At 36.2% G+C, this 16,818-nt stretch carries 18 protein-coding genes, 1 tRNA gene and 1 pseudogene; 9 read left to right on the forward strand and 11 right to left on the reverse strand.

Annotation, left to right across the window (positions count from 1 at the left end; translation table 11 throughout):
• Positions 1-123 precede the first annotated feature (123 nt).
• From O3664_RS04500 to O3664_RS04510, 3 genes and pseudogenes are all read right to left on the reverse strand, one after another.
• On the reverse strand, positions 124-2,721 hold the full coding sequence (locus O3664_RS04500) for a TrlF family AAA-like ATPase (RefSeq protein ID WP_084928449.1): 2,598 nt from the start codon (positions 2,719-2,721) through the stop codon (positions 124-126).
• A 68-nt stretch (positions 2,722-2,789) separates the two neighbouring features.
• A pseudogene (locus O3664_RS04505) lies at positions 2,790-3,386 on the reverse strand (AlwI family type II restriction endonuclease); the annotation flags it as partial.
• A gap of 137 nt (positions 3,387-3,523) precedes the next feature.
• Positions 3,524-3,901 carry a DUF1934 domain-containing protein gene (locus O3664_RS04510; RefSeq protein ID WP_084928448.1) on the reverse strand — a complete coding sequence of 126 codons (378 nt, stop codon included), beginning with the start codon at positions 3,899-3,901 and terminating at the stop codon, positions 3,524-3,526.
• 71 nt (positions 3,902-3,972) lie between these two features.
• Here O3664_RS04510 and O3664_RS04515 point away from each other — a divergent pair, with 71 nt between their 5' ends.
• Both O3664_RS04515 and yidA read left to right on the forward strand, forming a co-directional pair.
• Positions 3,973-5,277 (forward strand): HD domain-containing protein, encoded by a 1,305-nt coding sequence (locus tag O3664_RS04515; protein ID WP_045607053.1) that lies wholly within the window; start codon positions 3,973-3,975, stop codon positions 5,275-5,277.
• Positions 5,278-5,289: 12 nt separating this feature from the next.
• Entirely contained in the window at positions 5,290-6,096 is an 807-nt protein-coding gene (gene yidA / locus O3664_RS04520) for a sugar-phosphatase (protein ID WP_033687103.1), read from the forward strand.
• 117 nt (positions 6,097-6,213) lie between these two features.
• Here yidA and O3664_RS04525 read toward each other — a convergent pair whose 3' ends face one another.
• From O3664_RS04525 to O3664_RS04555, 7 genes are all read right to left on the reverse strand, one after another.
• Positions 6,214-7,083, reverse strand: a complete 870-nt coding sequence (locus O3664_RS04525) for a YgcG family protein (protein ID WP_083281749.1) — start codon at positions 7,081-7,083, stop codon at positions 6,214-6,216.
• 229 nt (positions 7,084-7,312) lie between these two features.
• A tRNA-Arg gene (locus O3664_RS04530) sits at positions 7,313-7,384 on the reverse strand.
• Positions 7,385-7,426: 42 nt separating this feature from the next.
• A complete protein-coding gene (gene rplS, locus O3664_RS04535; RefSeq protein ID WP_001068669.1) occupies positions 7,427-7,774 on the reverse strand; it encodes a 50S ribosomal protein L19 in 348 nt (115 codons plus the stop codon).
• 118 nt (positions 7,775-7,892) lie between these two features.
• Complete coding sequence (gene crcB / locus O3664_RS04540; protein ID WP_265477855.1) at positions 7,893-8,222, reverse strand: fluoride efflux transporter CrcB; 330 nt, start codon at positions 8,220-8,222, stop codon at positions 7,893-7,895.
• A complete protein-coding gene (crcB, locus tag O3664_RS04545; RefSeq protein WP_141230374.1) occupies positions 8,216-8,590 on the reverse strand; it encodes a fluoride efflux transporter CrcB in 375 nt (124 codons plus the stop codon). The genes crcB (O3664_RS04540) and crcB (O3664_RS04545) overlap by 7 nt, the downstream gene beginning before the upstream one ends.
• Positions 8,587-8,853, reverse strand: a complete 267-nt coding sequence (locus O3664_RS04550; RefSeq protein ID WP_173307322.1) for a chorismate mutase — start codon at positions 8,851-8,853, stop codon at positions 8,587-8,589. Before O3664_RS04550 ends, crcB (O3664_RS04545) begins: the two co-directional genes overlap by 4 nt.
• Positions 8,854-8,968: 115 nt before the next feature.
• Positions 8,969-9,412 carry a flavodoxin gene (locus O3664_RS04555; protein ID WP_001162125.1) on the reverse strand — a complete coding sequence of 148 codons (444 nt, stop codon included), beginning with the start codon at positions 9,410-9,412 and terminating at the stop codon, positions 8,969-8,971.
• A 103-nt stretch (positions 9,413-9,515) separates the two neighbouring features.
• On the opposite strand from O3664_RS04555, the gene O3664_RS04560 reads away from it, so the two are divergent.
• From O3664_RS04560 to O3664_RS04590, 7 genes are all read left to right on the forward strand, one after another.
• Complete coding sequence (locus O3664_RS04560; protein ID WP_371613681.1) at positions 9,516-10,451, forward strand: bifunctional oligoribonuclease/PAP phosphatase NrnA; 936 nt, start codon at positions 9,516-9,518, stop codon at positions 10,449-10,451.
• A 95-nt stretch (positions 10,452-10,546) separates the two neighbouring features.
• Positions 10,547-10,789, forward strand: coding sequence for a type B 50S ribosomal protein L31 (locus tag O3664_RS04565; RefSeq protein ID WP_000710764.1), 243 nt, complete (start codon positions 10,547-10,549; stop codon positions 10,787-10,789).
• A gap of 429 nt (positions 10,790-11,218) precedes the next feature.
• Positions 11,219-11,806 carry a recombinase family protein gene (locus O3664_RS04570; protein WP_371613682.1) on the forward strand — a complete coding sequence of 196 codons (588 nt, stop codon included), beginning with the start codon at positions 11,219-11,221 and terminating at the stop codon, positions 11,804-11,806.
• Between the two features lie 237 nt (positions 11,807-12,043).
• The gene (locus tag O3664_RS04575; RefSeq protein ID WP_371613696.1) at positions 12,044-12,922 is read left to right on the forward strand and encodes an N-acetylmuramoyl-L-alanine amidase family protein; all 879 of its coding nucleotides are present in this window, start codon (positions 12,044-12,046) and stop codon (positions 12,920-12,922) included.
• 33 nt (positions 12,923-12,955) lie between these two features.
• Positions 12,956-13,420, forward strand: coding sequence for a hypothetical protein (locus O3664_RS04580; protein ID WP_020902768.1), 465 nt, complete (start codon positions 12,956-12,958; stop codon positions 13,418-13,420).
• Between the two features lie 4 nt (positions 13,421-13,424).
• A complete protein-coding gene (locus O3664_RS04585; RefSeq protein ID WP_371613683.1) occupies positions 13,425-14,474 on the forward strand; it encodes a DUF6287 domain-containing protein in 1,050 nt (349 codons plus the stop codon).
• Between the two features lie 208 nt (positions 14,475-14,682).
• The gene (locus O3664_RS04590) at positions 14,683-14,982 is read left to right on the forward strand and encodes a YbaB/EbfC family nucleoid-associated protein (RefSeq protein ID WP_000981526.1); all 300 of its coding nucleotides are present in this window, start codon (positions 14,683-14,685) and stop codon (positions 14,980-14,982) included.
• Between the two features lie 69 nt (positions 14,983-15,051).
• On the opposite strand, the gene O3664_RS04595 is transcribed toward O3664_RS04590, so the two are convergent.
• Complete coding sequence (locus tag O3664_RS04595) at positions 15,052-16,815, reverse strand: glycerophosphoryl diester phosphodiesterase membrane domain-containing protein (RefSeq protein ID WP_371613684.1); 1,764 nt, start codon at positions 16,813-16,815, stop codon at positions 15,052-15,054.
• Positions 16,816-16,818: the final 3 nt, after the last annotated feature.

Raw genomic sequence — 16,818 nt, forward strand, 5'->3', positions numbered from 1 at the left:
TATACCACACATTACCCGGCAGTCCAATGACCAATCCTAACTCCTTAAAAAGTCTGTTTGCTAGAAATAAACATGTGTCTTTTATAAATTAATGCTCTCCATTTTTAATTAATACAATTATTATTAGCCATTAATACTGTATTTATTTTCCCTCTTAATAAAGGCGTCTTCTCCACCTTCCAAAATATCACATACATGTTCCCTGATGTTGTATTTTTGAAGTATGAATTCAGATGTAGAATCATTATTACGGTTCTCTAAAGCACCATTTACATAATCAAACTTCTTACCATTTTGATTTGGAGAATTATCAGATTGCTGATTAGCTACAATAATATTTTCCGCATCACCAGATACAACTATATTAGGATTGTGAGTAACTATGATTATTTGTCGATTCTTTTTAGTTTTTTTGATGTATTTTGTCAATTCACTATATATTGCTCTGTTATCCAAACTATCTTCAGGCTGGTCAATTAATACGGGGATTTTACTATCTGAAAACTCTAATATTAATTTTAATACAATAAATGCTTTTTTCCCAGGTGACATTTGTTCAAATTTATCACCTTGATATTCAATCTCAAAACTATATTCGTAAAAATTAGTAGTGAAAAAATGTTCAATATGACTGAATCTGTCCCTATTTCCATTAAAGGCAAGACTATCCTCATAAAATACTGAATCGACAACTTCATCAAAAGAATCTATCATTTTTTCTATAAAATCTTGTTTCGAACGACCTCGAGCATTAATATAATCAAATTCAGACTCCAAATCAATTAATGAGAACTTGACCGAAATCTTTAAATTATCTCCATTATCATCTTCAATCTTGAAATTATTCAATAATTCAGTTCTAATATTAGAGTATTCCTTATATTTCGAAATAATCTCTTTTTGAATTTCTTCTGTTACTTTATCGAATTCATCCCTTTGTTTTTCAAATGCTTCAATTTTTGCTAAAATATCAACTTCATTCTTAATTAAAGAATTTAACCTCGCTATCTCTGAATTATTTTTCATTGCCTCAACACATTTCTTATATATGTCATCATTTTCTATGTCCGCAATTTTATTTTCACTAGCTTTGATTAGACTTTCTTTTTCTAACTTAATTATCCTAATTTCATGATCCAGTTGTGCTTTGACGGAATCATGCAACCGAGCTGTAATCTGACCAATTTTAACCCTTAAATCTTGAGACGGAGTAGTCGTTGTGGGCAAACTTTTAATCTCAAATATAATTGGAAGAATGCTTGATACATATCGCAAGTCAGATTCATGAATCTCTTTTTGTGTTTTCAATAACTGCAATTCTTTGTTTTTATTTTCAAATAAATCTCTTTCTTGCTCCGTTATCTCACTAGCATTTAATAATTCTTTTTTCTTAGTTTCGTATGTTTTTATTCGATTTTGAGTAGCTTGTTTTTCTGCTTCTGGCTTAATTAGCTCATGAATATTTTTTTGGTTCTCTTTATAACTATCAAGTAACCCTCTAATTTCAAGATGTAGAGTAGTGCAATTTTGCTCATATTTCTTTAATTCAGAGTTCATTTCTTTGGATTGAATAATACTTCCTACCAAATCTTTAAGCTTCTTATTGTCTCTGGCTAAAGCAAACATATACTCTTGAGGTATATACTCTATCTGTCTGGAATTATCTTCTTGCTGGTCTTTCCAAATAATTTGAAAATCATCCATATTTTCAAAATAATATGAATCACCATTCAGCTCTCGTCCCAGCTTTTTAGCTATAGAATTTAGTAGAGTTGATTTACCAGTTGAGCGACCACCAATAATTGTATTTAGATTTTCGGATAGATAAATATCTTGACCGTTATATAGAATCTTATCAATGACAAGTTCATCCTTTTTGAGAGTTGGTTTTTCTTTCTCAACACTAATACGATATTCTGGTTCATACTTTATTTGTTCTAGACCATCAAAAGTTAAATCTGCTTTTACCCAAGAATATTTACTTCCTATTTGTTCCAAAGAGTGAGAATCTGAGGATTGAAGTAGCGGTCTTACATATGGTGATTTATCAAGCCAAAATTTCCTATCAACCAAAATATTATTGTGTTTACATTTTTTATCTTTACAGATTGCTGGATTGTCACAACTTGAATGTATTAGAAAGTCTGAATTAACACAGATATTTTCATATACTGCACCATTTTTAGGGTCAGAATCGCTAGTAGCACTACCATGACCTCTTGAAAGAAACCCTGTCAAAAAACGCCCATTTAGCTCTTTATCATTATTTAATACTTTCAATAATTGACTTAAATCAATATTTGCAACATTTTCAATTTCGCTATTTGTTAAAGTATTAAAAGATTTATTAGTACTACCAATATTAGCCTTTAATTGACCTAATAGATTTTTGATAATAATGTCAGGCAATTTATTGTCAAAAATTATATGATAATCAAAAAGTTGGTCAGATTTATTTATATATGAAAGCCTAATTTCCAGATTTAAAAAAGTTGCAATTCCTTCTTTATTCAATCTTTCCTTTAACTTAAAATCATCATCATTAAAGTTAAAATAATTAGTCAATCCAACAGCAGAGATACCTTCATCCCTTATTTTTTGAATGAATTTTTCTACATCTGGACTTCCATCGGACAGCTTATCAAACTGATTATTTAACACTGTATAGGGAGAATGAATATGTAAATCCCATTTTCTAAACTCTGAGCCTCTTTGAATCATTGAATACAAACCTTTCTACATCAAATTATCTTATGTAAAACACGATAATTACTCGCATTTCCTACAGGCTATGCTAAAATTTCAGACACTATCTTTTCACGCCAGCCGTTTTCTATTCTATGAAGTTCTATATCTGAAAAATCATCTAAATTATCAAAAATTTTCTGATCATTAACCTCTCTATCCAAAATATTTATAATTTCTGGAATTGTCAAAGCAAAGATATTTAACCCTTTTACACTACCTTTTGTTAATGTTCCATTCAACTGAATAAATGATGTAGCTCTAAAAATATTAACTACATTATCGTCCACTTCATTGGCTACAAATATTGTTTGTAGTGGTTTATTGGTAGATAATACTAAATTCACAGAATGACGTATAACTGGCTCTAACTCACCACGCTTTTGAGTTGATTTATCCATTAATGTTGCTTCAAGTAAAAGCATTTTATCATTATATTCAATCTCTATATCCCCTTTATTGCCACTAGCATGTGATAGTGGTAAATTATCAGCAGAAAACGTTAATTGCATAGATTTTCTCAGTCGAAACTTCTTATCTGATATATAATACCATGCAATAGCCAGTATATATTCGAAAATAGTAGGAACTAAAGTATTATCCGTAACAAGCTCTTGAACTTTCTTATCATTTCTTTGAGAAAAGAGACTAGTACAAAACTAATCTCTGTGTACATAACAATAAAACTGCTGTATGAAATTTGGATATTATCCCCAATCTACCACATTAGCGGACTAATCCGAGAAGATAGTCAGGTAAATTTGAAAAAGACATGAGACTAGCCCCAAGTAATTTCCAATTGATAGCTGGCAAAGGGGTGTCCCTCTTGATTTTGTAGTTGATAATCTAGTTCAATCTTTTGCCCATCAACTTGATAATGGCTCGTTTGGATGATAAACTCCTGCATGCCCATAGGTGTAGGAATATAGGCTAAACTATCGCTATCCTTTAAAAAGCGCATAATGGTCTTGGGAGTGGAAAAACGGGTCATCACCAGTTCTTGATCATGAAATTTAATAACTACTTTTTCCTTTTCCTCATTATAAAAAAGCAGGTAGCTATAATCTCCCTTTTCATGCACTTCTACATCATAAAGCTGGTCAATCACTTCCAGCTGCTCATCAAACTGAATCGTATTTCGCATCCGAATCTTCACATCAAGTCCTCTTTCTTGTCTCTTGTCCTACTATTTTACCAAAAACTCTAGCTTTTTGCTATAATGGTCATATGAACGAAAAAGTATTCCGTGACCCAGTTCACAACTACATCCATGTCAATAATCAAATCATCTATGACTTGATTAATACAAAAGAATTTCAGCGTTTGCGTCGAATCAAGCAACTGGGAACTTCCAGTTATACCTTCCACGGTGGAGAACACAGTCGCTTCTCTCACTGTCTTGGAGTCTATGAGATTGCTCGTCGCATCACAGAGATTTTTGAAGAAAAATATCCTGAGGAATGGAATCCTGCCGAGTCTCTCTTGACCATGACCGCTGCTCTCCTACATGACCTTGGGCATGGTGCCTACTCCCATACTTTTGAACATCTCTTTGATACAGACCATGAAGCCATTACTCAGGAAATTATCCAAAGTCCTGAAACGGAGATTCACCAAGTCCTACTACAAGTAGCGCCAGATTTTCCAGAAAAGGTTGCCAGTGTCATCGACCATACCTACCCTAACAAGCAGGTCGTGCAACTCATTTCTAGTCAGATTGATGCAGACCGCATGGACTATCTCTTGCGTGACTCCTATTTTACAGGAGCATCCTATGGGGAATTTGACCTGACTCGCATACTCCGAGTCATTCGTCCTGTCGAAAATGGTATCGCCTTTCAGCGCAATGGCATGCACGCCATCGAAGACTACGTCCTCAGTCGCTACCAGATGTACATGCAGGTTTATTTCCACCCCGCAACACGCGCCATGGAAGTTCTCCTACAGAATCTCCTCAAGCGCGCCAAGGAACTCTATCCTGAGGACAAAGACTTCTTTGCACGAACTTCCCCACACCTCCTACCTTTCTTTGAAAAAAATGTGACCTTATCTGACTATCTGGCTCTAGATGATGGTGTGATGAATACCTACTTCCAGCTCTGGATGACCAGTCCTGACAAGATTTTAGCAGACTTATCACAGCGCTTTGTCAACCGCAAGGTCTTTAAATCCATTACTTTTTCACAAGAAGACCAAGACCAACTCGCCAGCATGAGAAAATTGGTTGAGGACATTGGCTTTGATCCCGACTACTACACTGCCATTCATAAGAATTTTGACCTCCCTTATGATATCTATCGTCCCGAATCTGAAAATCCAAGGACACAGATTGAGATTTTACAAAAAAATGGAGAACTGGCCGAACTCTCTAGCCTGTCTCCTATCGTCCAATCTCTTGCTGGCAGTCGCCACGGAGATAATCGTTTCTATTTCCCAAAAGAAATGTTGGATCAAAACAGCATCTTCGCAAGCATCACCCAGCAATTTTTACACTTGATTGAGAACGATCATTTTACCCCAAATAAAAACTAGAAGAGGAAATTTATGAGTATTAAACTAATTGCCGTTGATATCGACGGAACCCTAGTCAATAGCCAAAAGGAAATCACTCCTAAAGTCTTTTCTGCCATCCAAGATGCCAAAGAAGCTGGTGTCAAAGTCGTAATTGCAACTGGCCGCCCTATCGCAGGTGTTGCCAAACTTCTGGACGACTTGCAGTTGAGAGACGAGGGTGACTATGTGGTGACCTTCAACGGTGCCCTTGTCCAAGAAACTGCTACTGGACATGAGATTATCAGCGAATCCTTAACCTATGAGGATTATCTGGATATGGAATTCCTCAGTCGCAAGCTCGGTGTTCACATGCATGCTATTACTAAGGATGGTATCTACACTGCAAATCGCAATATCGGAAAATACACTGTGCACGAATCAACCCTCGTCAGCATGCCTATCTTCTACCGCACCCCTGAAGAAATGGCTGACAAGGAAATCGTTAAATGTATGTTCATCGATGAACCTGAGATTCTCGATGCTGCCATTGAAAAAATCCCAGCAGAATTTTACGAACGCTACTCCATCAACAAATCGGCTCCTTTCTACCTCGAACTCCTTAAAAAGAATGTAGATAAGGGTTCAGCCATCACTCACTTAGCTGAAAAACTAGGATTGACCAAAGATGAAACCATGGCGATAGGTGACGAAGAAAATGACCGTGCCATGCTGGAAGTCGTTGGCAATCCAGTTGTCATGGAAAATGGAAATCCAGAAATCAAAAAAATCGCCAAATACATAACTAAATCTAACGATGAATCCGGCGTTGCCCATGCCATCCGTACATGGGTACTGTAAAAGGGTATGAATAGACGAAAACCGCTCAGCTGAGCGGTTTTTTCCAAATCAAGAATTTTCTATACCATCATTTTTTTAAATGATCAAGGCAGGTAACTCACTATGAAATAAGCTAAATTACCAATCACTTGATGATCCACCAGCATCAAAACCACCACCTGACCAATCATCACTCGACCAATCATCACTCGACCAAGGCGATGAGGAATCACTACTACTCTCATTATGATACTCATCTGAATTTTTAATATGGTAAGCTGTTAATGCTTTTTGTGACCAAGAACCATCATTTATAAAATCTTTATCATCAGGGTATAATTTATCCTTACCATAATAGAATTTATTAGATCTCCGTTTCCTACCCGAAACCCTACCTTCTGTAAGAAAAAGTACCACAAAAGAAATCATAAAAATTACACCGAAATGATCAAGAATTTCTACTACTAGTTCCCATATAGCTTTAGGGACTTCATAAAAATAATTTCTCTCTACTACAGGTGCATCAGCTAAGTCATAATCTTGATTGGATATGTTTTGGATTATATCAATCACAGCTCCATCATAGTCTTTGGCTCGCATCTTATCACGAGAGGCATCTAAGATTTCCCTAGCTTTTGTATCAGTCAATATAGTAGCTAGGTTATTAGAAGTCTCAATACGAAACTTTCTATCTTTTATAGCAATCAATAATAATGCACCCTTATTTGAATCCGAATAGCCAATTTTCCAAGATCTGGCAATCGTATTGGCTGACTTTTCTATAGATTCACTATTCAAACTCTCAACAATATAAATACCAATTTGAGTATCCGATTTACCATTTAATTCTATTATTTTATCTGAAACAACCTCTGATAAATAATGGTTTGGATCATAAATACCATTAGAAGGCCTATCTGGTATCACTAGATCTGCGTGAGTTGGTCCAATGAAAAATAACAGGATTGTAAAAAAAGAAATTAGTATTAAAGCAAATTTTTTTATCATAAAAATAGAATCTTTCTTAAAGTGAGTATTAAAAAGAACAAGTAATAATAATCCTTCTCCAAAGCTTAGATTGTAATACTTAATTCTATCCTATTAGAACGATAGAAACCCGATTAGAAAAGTATATATACTTTCTCCTATTATACCACACCTCCGTTTTCATCTGAAATGGTTTTCATTTTTGGACAAGAAAAAACACTGACCATTCAGTGCTTTTTGATTGATTTACTGCCCCCTGCAGGAATCGAACCTGCAACTACTCCTTAGGAGGGAGTTGTTATATCCATTGAACTAAGGGAGCTAGATAAAAACTCTGCTGAAGAAGCAGAGTTTTTTAGTCGAATTAACGACGGATTTCTTTGATACGAGCTGCTTTACCTTGAAGAGCACGCAAGTAGTACAATTTCGCACGACGTACTTTACCGTAACGAACAACTTCGATTTTTTCAACACGTGGAGTGTGGATTGGGAAGATACGCTCAACACCTACACCGTTAGAGATTTTACGAACTGTGTAGTTTTCTGAGATACCAGCACCTTTACGTGCGATAACAACACCTTCAAAAATCTGGATACGTTCACGGTTACCTTCGACAACTTTCGCGTGTACACGAACAGTGTCACCAGGACGGAATGATGGGATATCTGTACGAAGTTGACCTTCAGTCAAGCTTTGGATTAATGGATTCATTTTATTCTCCTATCTTTGTCAATCTTGAGGAATCTTCCTCAGCGGATAAACTGTATTTTTGTGCGTCCATTACACACAAGATACAGTTTACCAAATTTCCACAAAAAAGTAAAGAAATTTATAGCAGAATTCCTAAAAAAATCGCAATCAAACCACCTAGGTAGGTCAAAGCCAGGTAAGAATAAAAGACCTTCTTATCACTTAACAGTCTTTGAAGTTCGTCATTCAAGGTCGAAAAAGTTGTCAAACCTCCGCAAAATCCTGTTGCTAGAATAGCATAGACTTCCTTGGACTCCACATGATTGTAAAATAATCCAATCAAAAAACAACCTAGAAGATTGGCTATTAGCGTTCCGAGTGGCAATTTAGATGCTTGATTATAGCGGGAAAAGAAATACCGTACGAGCGCTCCTAAGCCACAAGCAATTGCAAGATAGACGATTACCATTTTTTCCTCCCTAAATAGTAAGCTAAAAGCAGTCCGCCACCGATGCTCAAAAGCAAATACAGGACTAAACTAAGATAACGCCCTGTATCAAGCAGTTTCACAGCATCAAGCATGAGACTAGAAAAGGTTGTTAAACCTCCGCAAAAGCCCGTCCCCAGTGCTAAAATAACGCCTTTACTGGTTCCCTTATAGACTAAATAGCCCTTAACAAGATACACCAAGCAGAAAATGCCTAGATAGTTGGCAAGAAGGGTGCCCCAAGGGAAATCTGGACTGGCTGGTAACCAAGTGGAAACTAGGTAGCGGACAAGTCCACCCAACATAGCAGCTAGAAAAATCCCTAGCGGATAAAATTGTTCTTTTTTCATTTGATATTTTGATCCTGATAATCACGCGAACGTTTGAGTATGTCCGAAAAAGTCGCGACAATAGTTTCCTGATAGCGCTTATCTCCTACACGACTTCTAACCTTTTCAAAAATAACTTCTTCTCTCTTAGTATCTAAAATCGGTTTCCCTGAAGCCTTCTTATAGGCAACTACACCCTCAACTAAATGCATTCGTTCTTCTAACAGTTTGACAATTTGATCGTCAATTTGATCAATTTCTTGACGAATACTATCTAAATCCATACAGTCTCCTCCTTTATTTGAATTATTGTATCAAAAAACCACCAAATAGGCTAGTAAAATCCTAACTCACGATAAGAAAAATGCACTGATTGTTTGCATCAGCGCACGTTTATGCTTATCCTACTTTAGCAGCCAATTCTTCTGCGAATTGTTCCAAGCGTTCAATGTCTTCTTCCTCAGCAGAGAGATCAACTTTGACACACTCTGAACCTTTTTCTGCCCCTGTCGCTACAAAAACGCGATCAAAGTCATCGACAGCCTTACAGAATTCATCGTAGAAGGTATCTCCTGAGCCGACCACTCCGTAGATTTTGCCATTCAAGTTGAGATCTGCTAGGTCTTCGTAGAAGTCCATCATCTCATCTGGCAATTCACCATCACCATAAGTATAGGTCGCAACGATAGCGATGTCTGCTTCCAAGAAGTCTGAAGCGTCAACAGTTGTACATTCATCAACATCGACATCCAAGCCCAAGTCACGTAATTTGTCTGCTACAATATCTGCAATTTCTTCGGTATTACCGGTCATACTGGCAAATACAATTTTTGCTAATGCCATATCGTCCTCCTCAATTTATCTTTCTCCATTATATCACATCTTTTTCATTTTAAAAATAAAAATTCTTGTGCTACAATGAAATGAGAAAGAATTGAGGTTATTTATGAAAATTTGCCATCAAATTTTAGAAAAAATCAAAGAATACAACACGATTATCATTCACCGTCATATGAAACCAGACCCAGATGCCTTGGGAAGTCAAGTGGGCTTGAAAGCCTTGCTGGAATATCATTTCCCTGAAAAAACCATCAAAGCCGTAGGTTATGATGAACCAACTCTTACTTGGATGGCTGAGATGGATCTTGTTGAAGATAGTGTTTACCAAGGTGCACTTGTCATCGTCTGTGATACGGCGAATACTGCTCGTATCGATGATAAACGCTATAGTCAAGGTGATTTTCTCATTAAGATTGACCACCATCCAAATGATGATGTATACGGTGATCTATCTTGGGTAGATACTAGTTCAAGTAGCGCTAGTGAGATGATTACCCTATTTGCCCAAACAACCCGACTGGCCCTGTCAGATCGAGCTGCTGAGCTACTTTTTGCAGGAATTGTTGGTGATACAGGTCGTTTCCTCTACCCTTCTACCACTGCACGCACCCTCCGCCTGGCTGCCTCTCTGAGAGAACAGAACTTTGACTTTGCGGCTCTCACTCGCAAAATGGACACTATGAGCTACAAAATTGCGAAACTTCAAGGCTACATCTACGATCATCTGGAAGTGGATGAAAACGGTGCAGCTCGAGTTATCCTGAGTCAAGAAATCTTAAAACAATTTAATGTTACCGATGCGGAAACTGCAGCTATTGTCGGTGCACCTGGACGCATTGACAGTGTAAGTCTCTGGGGAATTTTTGTGGAACAAGCTGATGGTCACTACCGTGTTCGCTTACGCAGTAAAATCCATCCTATCAATGAAATTGCCAAGGAACATGATGGTGGAGGTCACCCTCTAGCAAGTGGTGCCAATTCCTATAGCCTAGAAGAAAACGAAATCATCTACCAAAAGTTAAAAAACTTGCTTAAAAACTGATAAAATACTTGCCAAACTTTTCAGAATCTGATAGACTAGTATGGTAACAATCTATGGCTCGCAAAGAGACCATGGCAGAAAGGAAATATTGCAAAATGAAAAAAGATATCCATCCAGAATATCGCCCAGTTGTCTTCATGGACACAACTACTGGTTACCAATTCCTTAGCGGTTCAACAAAACGCTCTAACGAAACAGTTGAATTCGAAGGCGAAACTTACCCATTGATCCGTGTGGAAATTTCATCAGACTCACACCCATTCTACACTGGACGTCAAAAGTTCACTCAAGCAGATGGACGCGTGGATCGTTTCAACAAAAAATACGGTCTCAAATAATGATAAAAAAGAACAGTTTCGACTGTTCTTTTTTCTTTCTTGAAATTAACTGCTGTTTTCATGTTCCAGACTCATACTCTTCGAAAATCTCTTTGGTAATTTAATGTTAGGGGATTTATACTAACAATAGACTTTTAACCTCAAAATTGATAAAATAAAAAAGAAAATAAGATAAAAGGAAACTGTAAATCACTATGATGAACATGCAAAAATTGAACATACTGTTTTTAATTTTTGTAAACATCAAAAAGGTTGGTTTAAAAGGATTTTAAGCCCTTAATATTTTTTATCCAACACTACTATTCACGCATCCAAGACAAAATCTTGGCAAAAAAATACAGTAGCAAAGAGTACACCAAACTACCACTCATTATGGGCGGTAGTTTTCTTTTCGTCTAAAATAGAGATAAAAAGATAGGTGGTAGCCTTATGCGTTACGGTTATGTTCGAGTATCTACAAGAGAACAAAATATTGATAGGCAATTTTCAGCCTTAGTAGAAAACAAATTACCAAAAGAAAATATTTTTATTGATTATGTTTCAGGAAAGGATTTTGACAGAATCGAATATCAAAAATTATTAACTACCTTGAAGGAGAATGATGAATTAGTTATTAAATCAATTGATAGATTGGGAAGAAACTATGATGAAATTTTAGAACAATGGCAATCAATTACTAAGAAAAAGAAAGTAAATATAACTGTTTTAGATTTCCCCTTATTAAACACAAAGAATAGCAATGATAATATCACAGGAAAACTAATCTCCGATATCGTTTTACAAGTTCTGTCTTATGTGGCACAGTTTGAAAGAGAACAAATCAAACAAAGACAAATGGAAGGAATACGAGAGGCAAAGAAAAAAGGGAAGAAATTCGGTAGACCAAAATTGGTTGTCCCAAATAATCTCCATAATGTGATAGCTCAATATAAGAAAAAAGAAATAACCTTACGAGAAGGTGCAGACATCTTAGGAGTATCAAAAAGCACCTTTCATAATTGGATAAAAAATTCATAGTTCTTGTCAAAAAACCTAGGATTTTTTGGACAGGAAATACACTTTATTTTAGAACTATTTTCGTTAGAAAAAAGGTTCTAAAATCCAGCATTTTGACCGATTATTATTACACTACCATTCTATCAAGTTTGTCCAAAAAAGTCTAGATTTTAGGACAAACTGATTACTTTACAACAAATAAAAATAGGGAGTATTAAATGAATGCACAAACAAACTAAAAAATTCACACTTGCAACTATCTCAGCTCTATCACTTCTTGGCACTGGAGTCATCACAGCTAATCAAGTATCAGCTAGCGAGAATACGAGTACTGAAAAACAAATAGAAGCAACAATTACAAAGGTTGAAATTGATTATTTTGGACTTAGCTTCGAAGGAAAACTTTCAGAGCCACTATCACATGGAGGTGATAATGCTGCTAAGGGAAACGTTACTTTGATTGATAAAGCGACCGGAAAAATTGTGTACCAAAGTCACGATGCTGTCATTTTTAGTGGCTTAACTAAAGATGTCAGTGATCAATTTTTACAACCTTTATTTTATAGCAATCAATTTAAAGGTGATATTTTTGTTTCAGAACAATTTCCAGATGGAACATATATTTTGGAGATGTCTGGAGAAGCTGGTTCGCCTTACGGTGACTTAACTGATACAAGAAAACGTGTCTTTAAAGTTAGAAAAGATGTGACTATCGGAAATCCTTCAACAAATTCAAATACGAATACAACAACTCAATCAGGTTCGAATTCTAATATCTCAGGTAGTTGGCTACAATCTGGTTCTCGTTGGTGGTACAAACACGCCGACGGTTCCTATACAACTAATGGCTGGGAAAAAATCAATGGTGTTTGGTATCGTTTTGACAACTCTGGCTGGATGCAAACTGGCTGGGTAAAAGACGGTAGCTGGTACTATCTCGACGGTTCAGGTGCGATGAAGACAGGTTGGGTCAAAGATAACGGTAGCTGGTACTATCTTCAAGACTCAGGCGCTATGAAAACTGGCTGGATGAAGGTATCTGGTAAATGGTACTATGCTTATAGCTCTGGTGCACTAGCAATCAATACGACAACACCTGATGGCTACCGTGTCAATTACAACGGTGAGTGGGTCTAACATACAATAGAAATAGATTAAGGAGACAATTATATGAACAAAGTTATAAAAATTGAAGATGAAACAGTTTATGTTGGAAAAGGTGATAATGGCCAATTTACTGCAATTTCAAGAAAAAGTTTTGGTTTTGAACCACAAGTAGGTGATTACGTAGAATTTTATCAAAACGGTGATGAGTATATTGTTTCAAAAATAGATAACACATCTCCAGCTAGCTCTAGCCAACATTCAAATGGAGTGAGTGATAAATCTAAACTGGCCGCAGCCTTATTTGCCCTATTTTTAGGAGCACTTGGTGGATACGATTTTTACATCGGAAATTCCAAACAAGGATACAAGCGTATCGGTATAACTCTGCTAGCTTTCATTCCTATTTTATTGCCATTTGTTTTACTAGCAAATGCAATTTGGAATATTATAATTACTATTCAAGTTTTAACGTCCAAAACTGGTAGCAAATGGCACCAAGATGCTCAAGGTTTAGAATTGCAAGATTAAACATATGAAAAAATTATTTCTATTCAGTATTAGTATTTTAGCTATCTCTATTTTAACGGCTTGCCAACATCAGAGTGAAAATACTTCTGCAACAAGTTCTGAAGCGATTGCCTCAAGTACTAGTTCCACTTCTTCCACATCGGAAGAAAAGAAAACTGACTACACCCTGTACAATCCTATCCTTAAAGAATATGCCAAAGTATTAGATGGTTCCTCAGCTTCACCTAAAGAGCTCAATTCAAAAGCAAACTTAAAAAATGGTTATCCTAACGAATATTCTGGATTACAGTATAGCTTGTATGATTTAGACCAAGACGGTACGGACGAACTTTTGATTGCTCTAAAAACGTATTCTAACTATTACGATTTATTAGATATTCGAACTCTTAAAAATGGGGAAGTTATTCGACTGACCAATGCAGAAAACAATCTGGACTTTATTGGAGAGCGAGTACATTTTAATCCTTTAGAACATGGTTATTTTCAATTATCTACCCGAGTATCTATTAATCAAATCCAACTTAAACTATACAAGTTAAATCAGGATGGTACACGATTAGACTTAGTTATGGAATCAGATACAGAAGAGGGACTGGGGACAAAACCACCTTCCCTTGATATAAGATCTTTCTCTTGGAAGTCTGTCACAAGTCTCATAAATGGAGAAACTAGCCTTCCGTCAGAAAGCAAAGGGATGGATATTTCTGCAATTCAAAATGGGGATTTTTCTAGTGTCTCAGGAACTTGGAGGAATCGTTCAGGTATTGAATTTACTTTCGACAAAAATGGTTTAGTAAGTGATAAGTCCAAAATTTCAACTGAACATGCTAAAGAAATCGACCACTATCTTAAGGCAAATATACTTCCTAAAGATGGAGGTGCTGGTGGCTCTGCCCTTGCCTTTTTACCAGCTGGAACACCTTTAACCATGTCTGTCACCTCTTCTCCAGATAATGGCTATACCGACTCATCTGATATCACACAAGACCGCTTATGGTTTGGACAACAACTCATCAATGGTAGTACTGAGGGATTTTTCTACAAGGTAGAATAGTGCTGGTAAATCCTTAAAGTAGCCATCGAATATCTAGTAACTATATAGGATAAATATTCTTATTAGCTTAGAATATTTATCCTATATTTTTATTTCCTCTAGATTCTTTTCGATGCTAGATGAATTCACTCAGAAAAAGATTAGACTTTTAACCTCAAAATTGATAAAATAAAAAAGAAAATAAGATAAAAGGAAACTGTAAATCACTATGATGAACATGCAAAACATGATGCGTCAAGCACAAAAACTTCAAAAACAAATGGAACAAAGCCAAGCTGAACTTGCTGCTATGCAATTTGTTGGCAAATCTGCTCAAGACCTTGTCCAAGCGACCTTAACTGGAGATAAGAAAGTTGTCAGCATTGACTTCAATCCAGCTGTTGTTGACCCAGAAGACCTTGAAACTCTTTCTGATATGACCGTTCAAGCCATCAACTCTGCTCTTGAACAAATCGATGAAACTACCAAGAAAAAATTAGGTGCTTTCGCTGGGAAATTGCCATTCTAATTAAAAAAACAAGCATTCAAAAGAATACTTGCCTATCATGGGAGGAACAACTGTTCCTCTTTTTGCTTACTAAAAATTAAAGAATTCCATAGCCTGTTTGAAAAGCAATTCAGTATACTCTGGGTCTTCTTGGGCAATGGTAACTTGATCTTGAATCATTTCTAAGTCATCTGTTATCATGCCATCTGCTCCCAAATGAACAGATTTATCAAAGGACTCTGAACTATTGATGGTCCAAACGTACAATTTCTGATCGGTATTCCAAAGCTTGTTGACAAAATTTTCATCCAAAGTTGAATACTCCATAGTGTAACCTGTAGCCTTGGTTCTTGGAAAGATACTATTATAAGGCAGGATGAAATAGACTGGAATTTGAGAATCGTAGGCTAGCACCTGGTCAATCACATGGTAGTCTAAGGATTGCATTTGGTGACCATTTTGCTTGATGATACTTCCATATTTTTCCATAAAGCGTTTCATCATATCTGGGCTATCTTTTCGACTGGTTTTAATCTCAATGAGGAGTTTTTGATGCAATTCATTGGCTTTATTGAGATAGTCATCAAAACTAGATACCTTGCTATGATAACCATTTTCTGAAATATCAAGTTTGGTTAATTCTTCCAAAGTGAGATCCTGAGGATTGGCATTAACTCCTGTCAGATTCTTGATATTGGCATCATGCATCATGACAAACTGGCCATCTTTTGTTTCCTGAACATCTGTCTCAACGAAGTCTGGACTTAGTTGAGCCGTCTTTTCTAAAGATTGGACTGTATTTTGGACACCATTCTTATTGGATACTCCCCTATGAGAGATAATTAAAGGTTTATTGGCGACTGGGGCTTCTAAATAAACATAACCCTCAAGAGCGAAAAAGATACAAGCACAGCCCATCACTCCCCATCTCATCCAGTGATCTTTCTTTCTCCTTGGTGTGATCTCTAGTTCTTCTCCTGTTAAGAAGGAAACAAACTTAATGAGAAAGTAAGTCAAGGCCATATAATGGAAATTCTTAATCAAGACAAAGTTGATAATTCCCAGAATAAGAGACTCCTTATGGGTCAAACCATCCATCAGTGCCTGACTTGCCAAGATTGGAATCAATAAAAGAATGAAAAATAGGTAGGTTTTGACGACAATCCAAAGCAAGTTCCAAGTATAAAACCAGGAGTGCTTTCTGGTCTTCTCTAGACTGTATCTGACTGCTTCTTTGACTGTTTTCTTCTCAAATAAAAGCTGAGGAAGGGCAAACATGAAACGCACTGAAATATAGAATAGAAGTAAAGCCAGAATAGTGACCACTATACCTACTAGCCAATACTTGTCTTCCACATAATCAACGATAAAGTCCGGAATGACAATTTTATTGAGATAGTAAATCTTTAAAATCTTTCGAATCAACGGAAAAAGCATCATGACATAAAAGAAGATAAAGGCTATCTTAGCAAGCGTCACTTGTTTCATAAACAAGAAACTTTGGCGAAAGACCTTACGACTGTACTCCAGCAAAGTCCTTTTTTCATGGCATAATAAATGCCGAGCACCAATAAAGAGGAGTCCTATTTGAAAATAGGCAATCAGTAAATTAACGATTACCAGAATCAATAAAGCAAGACTAACAAAGGGAGAACCCTTTATAATGGCAAAAATATTATTGTAGGAAAGAAAGAGATAACCTGTCTGACGGAGCAAAAGTCCAGCAATCCAAGAATTTGATGGTAACCAGACAAACTCAATCATCATGAATATCAAGAAAAAGAGAAAGAGAATTTTATCTAGATTAAAGTATATCTGCTTAAAACCTAGATTTTTAGGTTTTTCAGGTTTCATAGG

It is taken from the genome of Streptococcus sp. 27098_8_109 (assembly GCF_041432295.1).
Taxonomy (GTDB): domain Bacteria; phylum Bacillota; class Bacilli; order Lactobacillales; family Streptococcaceae; genus Streptococcus.